Origin of the sequence: Mucilaginibacter sp. (assembly GCF_039925265.1) — a bacterium.
Taxonomy (GTDB): Bacteria; Bacteroidota; Bacteroidia; order Sphingobacteriales; family Sphingobacteriaceae; genus Mucilaginibacter.
Window position 1 is genome coordinate 103,786 of record NZ_JBDSZG010000047.1, and the last position, 15,183, is coordinate 118,968.

Annotated in this window: 9 protein-coding genes and 1 riboswitch; of the genes, 1 reads left to right on the forward strand and 8 read right to left on the reverse strand. The window is 43.3% G+C overall.

The window, feature by feature from the left end; genetic code table 11:
* Positions 1 to 67 precede the first annotated feature (67 nt).
* From ABIX36_RS21940 to ABIX36_RS21970, 7 genes are all read right to left on the reverse strand, one after another.
* On the reverse strand, positions 68 to 2,962 hold the full coding sequence (locus ABIX36_RS21940; RefSeq protein WP_348084309.1) for an ATP-binding protein: 2,895 nt from the start codon (positions 2,960 to 2,962) through the stop codon (positions 68 to 70).
* A gap of 68 nt (positions 2,963 to 3,030) precedes the next feature.
* Positions 3,031 to 3,915, reverse strand: a complete 885-nt coding sequence (locus ABIX36_RS21945; RefSeq protein ID WP_348084310.1) for a hypothetical protein — start codon at positions 3,913 to 3,915, stop codon at positions 3,031 to 3,033.
* A 55-nt stretch (positions 3,916 to 3,970) separates the two neighbouring features.
* Positions 3,971 to 4,894: a hypothetical protein gene (locus ABIX36_RS21950; protein ID WP_348084311.1), complete on the reverse strand. Its 924-nt coding sequence runs from the start codon at positions 4,892 to 4,894 to the stop codon at positions 3,971 to 3,973.
* 903 nt (positions 4,895 to 5,797) lie between these two features.
* The gene (locus tag ABIX36_RS21955) at positions 5,798 to 6,079 is read right to left on the reverse strand and encodes a Trm112 family protein (protein ID WP_348084312.1); all 282 of its coding nucleotides are present in this window, start codon (positions 6,077 to 6,079) and stop codon (positions 5,798 to 5,800) included.
* A gap of 10 nt (positions 6,080 to 6,089) precedes the next feature.
* A complete protein-coding gene (locus ABIX36_RS21960) occupies positions 6,090 to 6,734 on the reverse strand; it encodes a thiamine phosphate synthase (RefSeq protein WP_348084313.1) in 645 nt (214 codons plus the stop codon).
* A complete protein-coding gene (locus ABIX36_RS21965; protein ID WP_348084314.1) occupies positions 6,731 to 7,777 on the reverse strand; it encodes an AIR synthase family protein in 1,047 nt (348 codons plus the stop codon). The genes ABIX36_RS21960 and ABIX36_RS21965 overlap by 4 nt, the downstream gene beginning before the upstream one ends.
* Positions 7,778 to 7,784: 7 nt before the next feature.
* Positions 7,785 to 8,504, reverse strand: a complete 720-nt coding sequence (locus ABIX36_RS21970; protein WP_348084315.1) for a class I SAM-dependent methyltransferase — start codon at positions 8,502 to 8,504, stop codon at positions 7,785 to 7,787.
* 101 nt (positions 8,505 to 8,605) lie between these two features.
* Positions 8,606 to 8,705, reverse strand: a riboswitch (TPP riboswitch).
* Positions 8,706 to 9,405: 700 nt separating this feature from the next.
* Between ABIX36_RS21970 and ABIX36_RS21975 the strand changes: the two genes are divergently transcribed.
* Positions 9,406 to 13,512, forward strand: a complete 4,107-nt coding sequence (locus ABIX36_RS21975; protein WP_348084404.1) for a two-component regulator propeller domain-containing protein — start codon at positions 9,406 to 9,408, stop codon at positions 13,510 to 13,512.
* A 101-nt stretch (positions 13,513 to 13,613) separates the two neighbouring features.
* Here ABIX36_RS21975 and ABIX36_RS21980 read toward each other — a convergent pair whose 3' ends face one another.
* Complete coding sequence (locus ABIX36_RS21980) at positions 13,614 to 15,182, reverse strand: RagB/SusD family nutrient uptake outer membrane protein (protein WP_348084316.1); 1,569 nt, start codon at positions 15,180 to 15,182, stop codon at positions 13,614 to 13,616.
* Between the last annotated feature and the right edge of the window lies 1 nt (position 15,183).

Here is a 15,183-nt window from a genome sequence, read left to right on the forward strand (position 1 = left end):
GGTTATCGCAGTTAAATGACACAGAAGCTCATTATCGAAAAACAAATCCACGATAGGTATGCTATCATCAATGATCTTTAATGGCTCTTGGCGCGTAACCAAAATGATTGGAAAAACTGGTTGAGAAACTCGCGGGATTACCAAAGCCAACCTTGTACCCAATCTCTGCTACGGTGAGTTCGCCTAATCTTAGTAATTGTAATGCTTGCTGAAGGCGAATCATTCGGATCAGGTCACCCGGAGTATGTCCAATGGTGCTTTTTAGTTTGCGATGCAACTGTGCTTTGCTTAATCCAACTGCATCGCATAATAGATCAACCCCGAACAATTCGTTGCCCAACTGTGAATTAATAACATTGCGTATTTTATCTATAAAGGGCAGTTCCTGCGGAGGCAAAGAGCCAGCGGCAGGCTTCCAGGCCTCCTCACGTCGGTAACGCTCCTGCAACTGCAATCTGTTCCTGACTAAGCCGTCAGCAAGGGCCAGCAGCTCGCCCGGTTCAAAAGGCTTGGATAAGTAAGCATCAGCACCTGTTTCCCACCCTTTGGTGCGACTCTCCGGTGCATTTTTAGCGGTCAGCATCATTACAGGGATGTGGCTGGTCAGTTCCTGTGATTTTATTTTACTACAAACCGCATAACCGTCCATTCCCGGCATCATCAAGTCGGTGATCACCAGGTCAGGTAAATGCTTGCCGGCAAGAAACAGCCCTTCTTCGCCGTTCGGGGCAGTTAACATCCTAAACCCGGCGGATAACGTGGTGCTGATAAATTCGCGTAATTGTGCGTGATCTTCAATGACCAGCAACAATGGGCCCTCATCCGAAAGATCATCTGTTTCCTCTGTTTGTGCGGGTCCGGCATGGGCTTGCAGCGAGAAATCTCCATCCCCGGTATTTGAAAAGGTAATGGTTACCGGCAGTTTTATATGCACCGTAGTTCCTACACCTTCCGTACTGTCGATAGAGATTGTGCCGTTCAATAATTCAACAAGTTCCCTAGTAAGCGCCAGCCCGATACCGCTGCCATCGTTTGAACGGGTATCGGAGGCGTCTGCCTGGTAGAACCGGTCAAAAACATACGGTAACTTAGTTGCCGGAATACCGGTCCCCTGATCTGCAACAGTGAAGACCAACACCGTACCTTCCGGACTTCTTTCTACGTCAGCGGTCATGATAATTTCTCCACCGTTCTGGCTGAACTTTATAGCATTAGAGACCAGGTTCCTAAGCATGATCGTTACCTTTCCTTCATCAACAGTTCCGCTTAGCTGACTGAACCGGCTTTTTAGCGCAAGGTTAACCTGCTTTTGCATAGCGAAGTTGGAAAATGGGAGCAGGACTGTTGCGGCTATCCCCAGTATATCTGCTTCAATCTTGACAACCTCCATTTTACCTTCCTCCAGTTTGCTCAGATCAAGCAACTGGTTGATCAGTAATAAAAGTTGTTGAGCATTCTGCCGGATCAGTTCACCATGTTGCCGGTCACCCGCAGTTCCCGCCTTTTCAGCCAGCAGGCCGGCGGGTCCGATAATGAGGGAAAGCGGTGTACGGAATTCATGCGTCAGGTTAACCATGAACCGCGATTTCAGCTTATCCATCTCCTGTAATTTCCAGGCTTGGCTACGCACCTCCAGCGTACGTTCAACTACAGTTTTTTCGAGGCGATCCGCCTGCTCTGCCAATATCTTTCTTTTTTCCATCTCCTGCGCCATATTCAGGGCAGACAATTCCTCCACTTCCTGCAGCCTGGCACTGAGCTTATGGTTAACGTCGGCAAAGTCCAGGGCGAGATAAACGGAAAAACAAACCGGAATGGCCAGCAGGCCGATACTCATCCATTGGCCGATCAGCTGGTTATCGCCCTTCATCAGCCCGAAAAGGTCACTGCCTGCTACCAAATAAAAGGCGGTAAGGATCAGCATCCCCATCCCGATCAGCCAGACCCTTGGCTTCTTGCGGATCATAGCCCTGACCAGCGCCAAGAGGCCATCCGCTACCACTACCAAAAAATAAATAGCCTCCAGCAGGAAGAACGCCTCTTGTGAGTTGCGGTCCTGCAAAAAATAATCCCCTAAGGTCATCGTGCCCAAAGACGCGATCATGATCACACGCCCGCGCGGAATCCGATCATTACTTACCGCGTATAAAAGGACGCCGGCAAGGAAGATAGAGATGATGATCCCAGCCTCAAAAAGATCTGCAGTGACCCGCTGCATATGCGGATCTCCTGTAACTACCGTAAGGTACCGGAGGAAAAGCACCGTTGCCGTAGCTAACACGAAAAGGCTGTAGTAAAGGTTGAGGCGCTGCTTTGGATAGAAAGCGAAGAGCGCCAGGTGAAGTAATACCAAAGCCAGTTGCGCGCTGATACTCACCAATAAAAAACCATTCATTTTTTGCGCGTCAAGCGCAGCCGCTGATAGTTGTTCATAGGCACCTACCCATAATTGGAAACCTTCGGCCTCCGGAAAAGGAGGCCTGTCATTTACATACCTCACCGCCAACAGGTGTGGTGACTGATCGGGTACCATAAAAGCTAATACGCTGAATGGGGTACGCCCGGAACGGGTTTCCGCATTTGTTTTACCGACATTTCCTGTTCCTCCAATTTTTTTTCCGTCGAGATAGACCGCTGAAGCCCCACTTTGAACGATCCGGAACGCCAGCATATGACCTGTTAATCGCTCATCCACCTTTATCCACAACCTGAACCACCCGCCTCCGTTCCAGCCATTTGGTCTTCCGGTGCTGCTGAATACGGTGTTGGTCGTTGTCCAGGTGCTATCTGCATTAGCCGGGTCGCTATAATTCATGCCGTCCGCTATATGAAAACGCCAGGGAAGACCATGAAGCGCGAAACCCTTATCATGGGCCCTTAAACTATCTGCCCGAAGTTCCTTGACGATAGGCGTCGCAGAAAGCGATCGCATACTGACGACAAGCAGGAAAGGTAATACCATATTAAACCACAGACGGAACATAACGTAAATTTAGGTTTTTTGAAGCATTTGCATCGTTGCATAAGCCATCAATCCGCTGGATCGGTCCGCAGCAGGTTAATACCCATCAGGTAAAACATAACCAGCGGAATGGCGGGCACCGAAACAAGATAACTAATGACTGAAAAAGGTACGGGTGCTGAAGGTGGTATCAGATTGAGCAGGGCGGCAATCAAACTAACAGCGACATAGATACGCACAGCAACCGGCCTGAAATGCCCGGTCCTGCCAAGCGCCAGGGCAAACATGGCACTGGCCAGGTAAATCAATGAGACCTGAATGGTATCGATTAGCAGGAGCAGCTCCTGAAAAGGCTGGTACCAGTCCGGGCGGGCCGCCGTTTTAAAATGATTGAATGCCTCGGAAAGAAAGCTTCCCCAATAAGCCATATTAATCAGGAAAAGCGGCAGGGCCAAGGTCATTAAGCTTATGCCGAGCGTTGTAAACACTTTTTCCTTAGATCGCAAAAACTGGTAGAGCAGCGCGGTGCCCAGATAAGCGATAATACCGCCGGATATCAACAGGCTGTACCGGACATGCTGTTCCCCAACCAATTCCAGCCAGCCCCTGACGGTTTGCGGCGGTCGTCCCATACCCGCAAAAATGGGGAAAATGATCCAGGGCACAATAAGCAACAACGAGGCAACTGTAATGAAAGGATCGCCTGATGGCCGTTGTTTCAATAAGATTTGCAGGGCAGCGAGCATCAGCAGTGTATTGGCCAGCCAGCCTGGAAGATACCATTGCCAATGTACATGACCTATACCGAAACCCAGCATCAAAGTCAAAAAGGGTACCAAAAAAAGGTAAAACAGGCTGACTTTTTGTATGCTGTTAAGTTGGAATCGCGTGTGCGTATTTGGCACTCCGGACGGATCGACCAGTGTGGATTTTAGTTTTTTTTCTGTGATCATAATCAGGTTGTATTATGAAACGGCGGGTTGGCCTGATGCCAATCCGCCGTTATGCTTATTTATAAGTGTAGTTGTAAATTGTCAGGTAGTGTGACGAAGTAGCGTTAAAATAGGTGGTATTTATTGTCATCTGCGTAGGATACCCCTTAGCGTTATACACGTAGGTCAAATCATCCTGTTGATATTTAACAAAACCGTTTTTATTGACATCATAAATTTCGGTGAGTATTTGTTTAGGGTTATTTTTACAATATGCCAGTGCGTATTCCCAGGTGTCGCCCTGGGGATACGATGCCACCCAAAAGCCCTTAACTGCAGAAAATGGTGAAAGTTTATTGTCGAACGAGGTAAAGTTTATGCGCTCATACGTTTCACCAACCCGAACACCCGACAGGCGTACAAATTCGGCGTATGCAAGGTTGCCTTTATCGTCGTAAGTGTAATTATAACGGTAGCCCCCGCCGTCAGCGGTCATCGAATTTACCGGCAAGCCATTTTCATTATTCAAGAACTGCCATAGGCCTCCTGGCTTGCTTTTGACAGGACCGCCTGGCTCATCTTTATCAAAGTAAGTATAGGTAACCTGGGTTGGCGCCTCTTTATAAATATTAACCACAGTATTGGGCAGCCCCGCCATATTATAAAAAAAGCTGGTGGTACTGGTATGGATCAGTGCCTGGTTAGACGATGCATACTGATTAACGTGTACATCTACCTGGTTTGAGCTTATGTTATAGGTAACCACATTATCGGTCCGTGAATATTTTATAAGGTTATTATCCTTATCATACTCGTATTTGAAAGTATATGCCTCACCTCCATTCCTCTTCGTCTGGGTAGCAGGGTACATGGCCTGGACTTTGGCGCTGTCAACAGGCGGAATCGGCTTGGGGTTAGTATCTTTATTTTGGCAATTGCTTAATAACAAAGTTGTGCATAACCCAAGGACATAAACCAGGGGTTTGATGAATTTTTTCATAGTAATAGGTGTTTTTAATGTTGTTTAATGATAATGCCAATGCAGGTAACAGCATCTTGTTACCCGAATTAAACTCCTACAAATAAACTTCAAGGGCACAAGAAATACTTTCGAATTTCTCTCAATTTCATTCGAATTTCTTCCCATGATTTTCTACAGGCAATGATTTGAGGCGACGTTTAACTGATGATGAAAACTGGCTATCGATCATGCTATCTCAGGAGACTAAACTTCTAAGAAGAAAGGACCGGGGAGGTAATTCGATCATATAACGAAATACTAATGAGGGGGTATTGGTGCATCAGGGCGTTTCTCCCAACGGCGATGGCATTAACGATTTCTTGATAATTGATGGATTACCGGTTTATCCAGATAATAAACTAGTGATTATGAATCGTGATGGCGTTAAGATATTCGAAGCGAAAGGTTACGACAACAACTCAAAAGTATTCGATGGCCACTCAAATATCAATGGTGTAATGCAGCAGTCCGGAACATCCTATTATTCACTTAACTACGTCGTAGGCAAGAGCATAATATAAAACAGGATTTATTATCCATAAATATTGATAGGAAGTCCTAAACGAGATGTGAAATGACGGGAACCGGTTTTGGTTTTGTCCTAACGTTTTTTTATCCTTACCCGATACAAATATTGCAGGTATTCCTTCAGATACCTTATTGCTAATATGTCGCCTAGTTTATGTGTTCGTCGTCCTCAATCAATTAAACTCCATTACAAGCCTGTTTTCAAATCCGATAATTACCACATTACTTAACAGTATATATTACGTAAAGAAAATTTATAACAGAAGCAAATGTGCCTCTGGCGGGAATCGCTATGCCCGGTCAACGTGGCAATTACTAACATTGTTTATGCCCTAATTGTGATACAAAACACGATCAATAATCAGTAGTAGTAACATTAAGAGGTAAAAGTTGTATTTCGCTGATACCATGCTCCAATTGCCATTGTCTTATTACGGGTTGTTCCAGTTTTAACTGGCGGTACTCATCGGGGGCCATAATGGGTACGCCATAGATGATAGGATAGTTGCGGCGGCAGGTGGCGCAGCCCAGTAAACCTTCAGTAACATGATGGTCAATGGTTTGAACGAATATCTGTAAAGTCAGGTCTGCCTTATCAAAAGGGCAGCAAAGTTTTTCAATGGTTTTTAATCTCATAGTAATCAGTTTAAATGCCTGCGGCAACTTTATATTGTTTAATTATTTCTGTGGGATCATCTGCACTCATTATACCCGATATTACCGCTATCCCATCAAACGGAATAGTTGCTTTTAGCTGCCCGGCATTGCCCGGTGTTATACCGCCAGATACAAACAGTGGCATAGCAGTAAGTGCCCTTGCCTTTCTCACTGTATCGGGCATCACAATGCTGCAATTCCCGGCTGATGGAGAAGAGAACATGGCGCAAAAAGACACATAATCAAAGCCGTTCGCTTTGGCATAAAACACCGGCTCCAGGTCATCAGTGCACGTAATGCCTGCTATAAATTCACGACCAACCCATGCCCGTATTGCAGCAATGTCACCAGGTATTTCGTCGAAATGAACCCCACCTAGTAATAAATTATTTTCCAGCAAAGCCCAGTCGTTATTGATCAATAAGGGTACATTATGACTTTTACAAAGCCCGCCTGCTTGATTAATTAGCGAATGCTTATCGGCATCCGGAAGCCAGTTATCCCACAACTGCACCGCCTGTAAGCCTGCGTTTAGGGAAGCTTTAAGCTTGTTAAGCAATAATTCTTCATCTATTGCCGGATTGATGACCAGGTACATACCTCCGGTGATGGCAGTGTTAGTTTCTTTCATCATTTCCATCCGTTTTTGTATGCGTTATAAAATGCTGCCCAGTATGGATCTTTACTAAAATAAGGCATTGGGGCAGTTACACCTTCTTCTACCAATAAACAGCGGTGGGCTTGTTCTTTCAATTCGCCTACTATTGTAGCGCTGATACCCTGCGCTTGCAGTTGCTGAACTATAGCCGGCGCATAAGCCGGATCAGCTGCCATTACCATGGCACCGGCACCGATACAAAAGCGGGCGTCAAGATCAAATAAACTGCAGATTACTCGCTGTGGCTGGCCAATTGGGAGCTTATTGTTGTTAACCAATACACCGTTGCCCGATGCAACAGCCATTTCGAAAATAGCACCCAGTACGCCGCCTTCGGTAACATCGTGCATCGCGGTTAGTCCCAATTTGTTGATTGCTTTTGCGGCCAGTGCATCTGGCAATGATGATGTTTGATAGAAGAGTGCGCAGCAGTCGTTATAAACTTCGGTGCCGAGCTTGTTCTTAACCGTTTCCGGGAAGCTCATGGCCAAGATAGCGGCGGAGGACATAGCACATTGTTTAGTAACAATAATGGCATCGCCGGAGCGGGCGTATCTGCTCAGTAATATTTCATCAAAGGGTGCGGTTAAGACCATCGTGCCACCACCTGCAATGGTGGAGTTCTGCCCTTCAATGCTGCCTGTGTGGCCCCCAGTTATCGCTACCCCGATTGCTTTACAATATTGGTGTACAAATTCCCAATAATTTTTAAAATCGGCCTCTGTTAGGGTGGGCGGCAGGTTAAGCACCATTTGTGCGTATTGCGGTGCAAAGCCGGTTGTGGCCATGTCATTAGCCATAAGATGTACCGATAACCATGCCGACTCCTGCAAACCTAACGATGGGATGAGTGATAAAGGGTCGCTGGTAAGTGCCAGCCCCAGTTTACCCGGCAATTCAATCAATGATACATCAACCCCAAAGGCAGGGCCGCTTTTTACCTCAGGCCGTTGCTGACCGCAATAAGGTAAAATGATTTGCTCAAAACCCGGATGGTCTATTTTTCCTGATAATGCCATAGAATAGTTAGTCAAGCAGTTTAACATACAAACCGAAAAAATCGCCCAGCGGCATACTCCATTGCTGCACCGGGAACCATTTTGGCAGGCCGGTACAAGTCCACTCCAGGCTATACTGCCTGCCTTTTAAGGCTTCGTCTATTTTTTTAATAAGCAGTTGAGGTGTATAAAAGGTAGCCGTAACATAAAATGGATTTTTACCGAACATTTGCTGTATACGCCTGCGCAATACTTTGGGCGAGTTACGGTTCATCATGCCGAAGGCAATGCCATGCCTGCCCACACGGGCCGCTTCGCGGATCACCTGTATAGGATCGCGGTAATATTCAAAAGTGGTTATAAAAGCGACCGCGTCAAAAGTATGGTTTTTAAAAGGCATAAAATGCGAATCCGCATTCACCAGATCGCCATCAAAAAGGTGCACTGCCTGGCCCAGCATAAAAGGGGAGATATCTCCTCCGGTTGCCTCAATATCTATTTCGTGCCACCAGCGCGTAAAGCGGGTAGTGCCACAACCAAATTCCAGCAGTTCCTTAACGCGCGAATCCTTGCCAAGCAGTTGGCTCATTACCTTTTTCTGCCATACTTCGGCCCGTTTGTAACGGCCTTCGTACCACTGTTCATAGGTATCGGTGTGTTCGCGGTTGAAAAACCATTCTTTGCGACCCTGCCAGTTGCTGAGGTCGCGGGTAATGAGCCCGAAATTGTTTTGAGGTAATGTTTCCATAAATTGCTGTAAATGTTAAAACCTTGCTCCTTTGCGCCAATAATCGGTACAGGGAACAAGGCCTTATAGTATACAAATACAGCTATATGCTGAAACGTGGATCTAATATGCCCATGCATTCCTACGCCGGTATTATCCGTATCAGGTTATCGGGTATTATCTCAGCCTTTACCAAACAGTAAAGCACCCCGTGCAAGTATGAAACAAATATAGTTAATTTGCCTGCTTTGCAAGCGTATTTTAAACCAGCATATAAAATTTGGATTACTAAAATTTAGAGTACTATAGGGACTAATTGAATATCCAATATTTTTATGTTAACCCCATAATTACCAACGGCTTTACCATTTTAAGCCAGTCATTGATAAAATACTGCTGGAATTCAAGCGCTCTTCAACTAGCTATTTATGCACATATAACTATCCTTATACCTCCCCCGTAGACCGGTAGCGCGAAATCAATTCCGAAAGCTCTAAAGGGTCAACTCCGCCAAATTCCATATTGCAACGTAAACGGTTAAGAACATGCTGTTCAGGTACCTCCGGGTTCGCATTATTATAGAGATCCCGCTATGACTTTTTTCGAACCATTTTATAGAAAATTCAAAGGTGATTGCAACCTCCTAAGTATGGGCCTGGCTCTCTCATATATTTTGAATAACCAAATTCAATAAGCAGGTCATTTATCTGCATCACATGTCAACTGGTGCACTTGTCCAAGCTATCATTTCTTTTGCCCTATTTATCATTAATATCTTTTTTAGCTTGCTTTAGTTTAGATTTAGGTATTTTAGATTGCCGGAATTATAGCAGTCTTAGCATGATATCCAAACCAATTAATAACCTGTTGAATGAAAATTTATAAACCAGTTATGGCGTTTGCCAAATGGCGCCTGTTATGGTTGTTATGCCTATGTCCGCTTTTTGGTGCCACTATTGTACCAGCCTTAAAGTTCACAAATATATCCAGTGATAACGGGCTTTCTAATAGCTCTGTGAATTGCATATTACAGGATAGTAAAGGTTTTATGTGGTTTGGCACCAAAGACGGGTTAAATAAATATGACGGGTATCAAATGGTGGTTTATAAATACAACCAAAAAAACAAATCCAGCATCAGCGACAATTACATCAGGCATATTTATGAAGACAAGCAAAAAAACCTGTGGATCGGTACTTCTAACGGATTGAACATATTTAATCGTGAGGCCGGTACTTTTATTACCTATAAATACCAGGTAAATAATCCCGAGTCGTTATCCGACAATAGCATCGGCCGTATTTATGAAGATCGTCGTGGCAACCTTTGGGTAAGCACCTACAATGGCGGCTTGAATATATTTAACCGGCGGACCAAAAAATTTACAGTCTTTAAAAAAAATACCGCTAATCACCCACTAAACTACGTTAATTACCTGTTTGAGGATAATCAAAACAACTTGTGGGTTGCTGCCAGCTCTGGCTTAAATAAATTCAATTTCGGCGATAGTACATTTGTTGAAGATATGCTTATACCTAATTTTAAAGGCAATGTAAGGGCTATTCAACAGGCTACCAACGGCGATTTTTGGATAGGTAGCGAAAGTGCTGGTATATACGTTGTTGAACATAAAACAAAAAAAATAAGGCATCTTGTCCATAATGAAAAGGATGCATCAAGCATTGGGAGCAATGCTATTACAGAGTTAATGTTTGATCGCAAGGGAAACCTATGGGTTGGTTGCGTAAATGGCGGCTTAAACTTACTTGCTCCAGATAGAAATTCCTTTTATCATTACACAGACGACCATTTAAACAAGCCTGGTACGCTGCCTCAAAGAACAATATCAGCATTTTTTGAAGATAACCAAGGCAACTTATGGATTGGCACACACCACGGAGGAATTGAATTATATACGCCAAAATCACAAAACTTCGAGGCTTTTCAACAAGAAGAGAATAACAATAGCTTAAGTTACAATGACGTAAAAGCTTTTTATGAAGACGCAAAAGGCAACATATGGATAGGTACCGACGGCGGCGGGCTTAATAAATATAACCGCGCAGATAACACTTTCAAACATTATCGCTACAATGCTTTTGATAATACCTCCATTAGTTGCGATGCAGTACTTGATATTATTAATGATGGCAAGGGGAACTTACTAATTGCTACCTGGGATGGGGGCTTAAACGTTTTTAATGAAAAAACTGGGAAATTTAAAAGATTATTGTATAATGCCCGCGACAATTTCAGCATCAGCTCTAACCATGTGTTCAAACTTCTAAAAGACAAAAAAGGGAACATTTGGGTAGGCACCTATAATGGAGGATTAAATCTTTATAATCCGGAAAATAATAGATTCACCAAAATAACGAGGGATCCGCAAGATAAAACCAGTTTTTTAGGTTATAATATCGTATCAATAAGTGAAGATAAAAAAGGCAATATATGGATAGGCACCGACGATGCCGGCCTGAACTGCTTTGACGTAACAACTAATTCCTTTAGGCACTATTTTTTGAGTCAGGAGAAAAACCCTATTGTTGAAGTAATTTATCCAGATAGCAAGGGCCGCATCTGGGCAGGGCAATCTGGACTGTATTTGTATGATGAGGCAAAAGACAAATTTGACGTTTATGCTAAAAGCGGCATATTAGCCACCGAGTTTATAAAGGGAATTGTGGAGGACGAAAGCGGGCTGTTGTGGATATCAACGTTTAACGGGCTCATCAAGTTTAACCCGGAGAATGGCGCCTACAAAAAATATAACAAGGCCGATGGCCTGCAAAATGAAGAGTTTTCTGCAAATGCTTTTTTAAGAAGTAAGGACGGTAAAATATTTTTTGGAGGAATAGGCGGATTCAACTCCTTTTATCCAAAAAATATTATAGTCAATAATTTTATCCCCCCGGTATATTTAACCGATTTTCAAATATTCAACAAAAAAGTAACCTCGTTTGATTATAACTCGCCACTAAAAAGCGATATTAATAGTGCTAGGCAAATTGTTTTATCGTACAATCAGTCCACATTTGCTTTAACATTTGCAGCGCTTAATTATACGGCCACCAGCAATAACCTATACGCCTATAAGCTGGAGGGATTTGATAAACAGTGGAACTATATCGGCCACGACAGAAGAGCCTTTTATACCAACATAGGCCCTGGTACTTATACCTTTAAAGTAAAAGGATCCAATAACGATGGGATATGGAACAACCGTTTTACGACAATCATTATCATTATTACACCTCCATACTGGCAAACCACTTGGTTTCGTGCTTTAATCGCTGCCGTTTTTATAACCGGAGTTTATTACGCTTTAAGCTTTAAGCGCAGGCTGGAACTGGATAAGCTGGAAAAATCAAAAAAAGAAGAATTGCACCAGATACAGCTCCAGTTTTTCACCAATATATCGCACGATTTACGCACACCACTTACTCTGATACTTGGCAGGCTGGAACGGCTGATGCAAGAAGAAGTAAGCATTACTGCCGGTCGGCACTTTGCACCGCTTCTAAAAAATGCCAACCGGCTGATGAACTTGATTAACGAATTAATGGATTTCAGGAAAGTGGAATCGTCCGCCTTATCATTAAACGTAGCGCAGGGAAATATTACTTTGTTTATTGACGAGATTACGGATGAATTTGTTGTGTTAGCGCACGAGAAACAGTTAAGCCTATCTTTTAAGAAGAATTTATCCGTAACCAATACCTGGTTTGACAGGCAAATACTGGAAAAAATAGTCTTAAACCTGATTCATAACGCCATTAAATACACTCCGGCAGGTGGAAAGATTATAGTGGAAATAGCCGAACCTGAAAACATGGACACTAATAGCTATAAAAATGAACTGATAGTTAAAAGTGATTATAAGTATAAAAAATACCTTGCCATTAAAGTTACAGATACCGGAATTGGCATCGACAAGAACTCGTTAAAACATTTGTTTGAACGCTATTACAGAATCACTGAATCTCACCTCGGATCGGGCATAGGGCTGGCTTTTGTGAAAAGCCTGGTAGCTTTGCACAAAGGTGAAATTTACGTATATAGTGAAAAGCATAAAGGCACGGAAGTGATTATAAAAATACCTTATTTAAAGGATGATTATAATAAAGGGGAAATTTGGAATGAAACCATAGCAAGAACCGCAGTAAGGTTAGAAAGTGTTTTACCAGCCCTGCCATATAATACCGATGTAAGCACCGTAGCTATTGATGATTTAATGGACGAAGTAAATACTAATACTGTTAAAAAGCATATTCTAATAGTTGACGATAACGTCGAAATGATTGAGCTAATTAGAGATAGCTTGTGTAATTACTATCAAATTTCGGCAGCCACAGACGGCGCCCAGGGTATAATTAAAGCTAAAGAGGAATATCCCTCGCTCATTATAAGCGATATTATGATGCCCGGGATGAATGGCATAGACTTTTGCAGGCTAATTAAAGAGGACCTGGAAACAAGCCACATCCCTTTTTTATTGCTAACGGCTAAAGATAATATTGATTCGAAAATTGAGGGAATTGGATCGGGAGCAGACTACTTTTTTTCAAAACCTATTAATTTTAAGCTGTTAAACTTAACTATTAAAAATATTTTTGAACAGCGGCAAAAGTTAAAAAACCATTACGCCAAAGACCATCAGCTTGAGGTTAGGGAATTGGTACATTCTGCCCGCGATAAAGAGTTTATTGATAAACTGCTGTTACACATCACTGCAAACATAACTGCCCCCTATTTGGATGCAGACTTTCTTTCGGCAGAAATGTGCATGAGCAAAACCAAGCTGTACAATAAAATCAAAAGCATTACGGGCCAGTCTATTGGTGAGTTTATTCGTACCATAAGGTTGCAAAAAGCAAAGGAAATTATGATTCACGAAGATATATTTATTACCGATGTGCTGTATCGGGTAGGCTTACAAACGCAATCATACTTTACCAGGGCATTTAAAAAAGAATTCGGCAAAACGCCCACCCAATTTATTCAGGAAATAAAGCAAACCAATATGTGATTGATCTACCTGGAAAATGCAGGATGAATTAAACAGATTTATAATATTAAGAGGCCGCCCCGCTTATAGGGCGGCCTCTTTAATGTTAGGGAGTATACCTTTTAGTTCCAGTCGTTGGTGATATCCTTTGCAACGTTTGGGTTCGCATTCTTTTCGGATATAGGAATCGGCAGGAGCACATTTTTGTCTTCAAAGGGCTGTGTATGATCTTCTATAATCCGCTGTGCATTGATGGTTTGTTTAGCAATCCCCCAGCGAATAAGATCGAAGTAACGGGCCTGCTCGCCGGTAAGCTCCAGCTGCCTTTCCAGCATTAGAATTTTAAATGCATTAGCCTGATCGCCCAGTGTTGTATAAATGGGGGCACCTGCCCTCGCCCTTACCTGGTTAATTAATCCTAATGGCTCGGCACCTGTATTGCCCTGCTGAATATAGGCTTCGGCCAAAAGCAACAACACATCGGCATAGCGTATTACCTGACCGTTAATACCGCTTTGCGGGCCTCCATAAACCGCAATTAAATTATAATACTGGTACTTTAAATAATGGTAGCCTTTAGCCGCAAACGGGTAAGCAATCGGGCCTCCGGTACATTGCTGGCAATATTGCGTTTGCCCGCCGCTTGCCGCGTCACCATAAAAAGTGTACGCAGCACGCGGATCAACGTATGGGGCGTTGGTTTGCGGGTTGATATAAGTAAATGCCTTAACGGCTGTTGTAGTAATAAACACGTTGCTCCAATCGTTGAAGCCGTATTCCTGTGCCCGGTCTGAGTGTGTTGCTTTTCCGTTAATTTCTTGCCCGCCAAACACATAATATTGGCTGCCAATGCCCCAATCGGTCCAGGTTTGATTCATTATCTGGAAAATATTTTCCTTATTGTTTTGATTGGTGGTGTTAAACAGGTCGCTATAATTAGGTGACAAAGTATAGGTATAAGGTGCCTGTGTCAATTTGCTCAGCTCAGTAACAGCCAAAGGATATTTTTTTTGATAAAGATACGATTTTCCAAAAAGCGCTGTGGCAGCGCCTTTTGTGGCCCGTCCTAAATCGGCGTTTGTAAAGGCTACCGGTAAATCAGTCTGCGCATCCAGCAAGTCTTTTTCTACGAAGGCCCAAACTTCGGCCACGCTTGCACGGGGTTGCTCCAGGTTATTGATAGTTTCCTGATAGCTGGTGCGCAAAGGTACGCGCCCATATAAACTCACCAGGTTAAAATAAGCGTAGGCCCGCAAAAACTTAGCTTCTGCAATATACTGTTTCTGATGTGCTAATTCTACAGTGGTTACTGCTTTCCATGCGTTGGCCCTGTCTATCACCACATTGGCGCGAAAAACCATTCGGTATAACGATGCCCACATCACATCTAACGTTGGCTGGTTATTACCAAAATTATATTGTGCCAGGTTCAGCAAATCGCCGGTTAAAGGCTGATCATTCTTTGCTTCATAGCCCAAAAGGTCAAAAATAAAGTACCACTCCCTTGCCCATAAACCGTTATGCAATAAAGTGGCATACGTTGCAATGGTTGCCTGGTTCAATACGTTATCGCTCGCAAAATACGTATCGTAGGTATAGGCATTTTTATTTTGCAAGTCTAAATTCTTTTTACAGCTGCCTGCAGTAAGTAATAAACCTGCGCACAGCAAATATTTTATATGTTTTTTCATT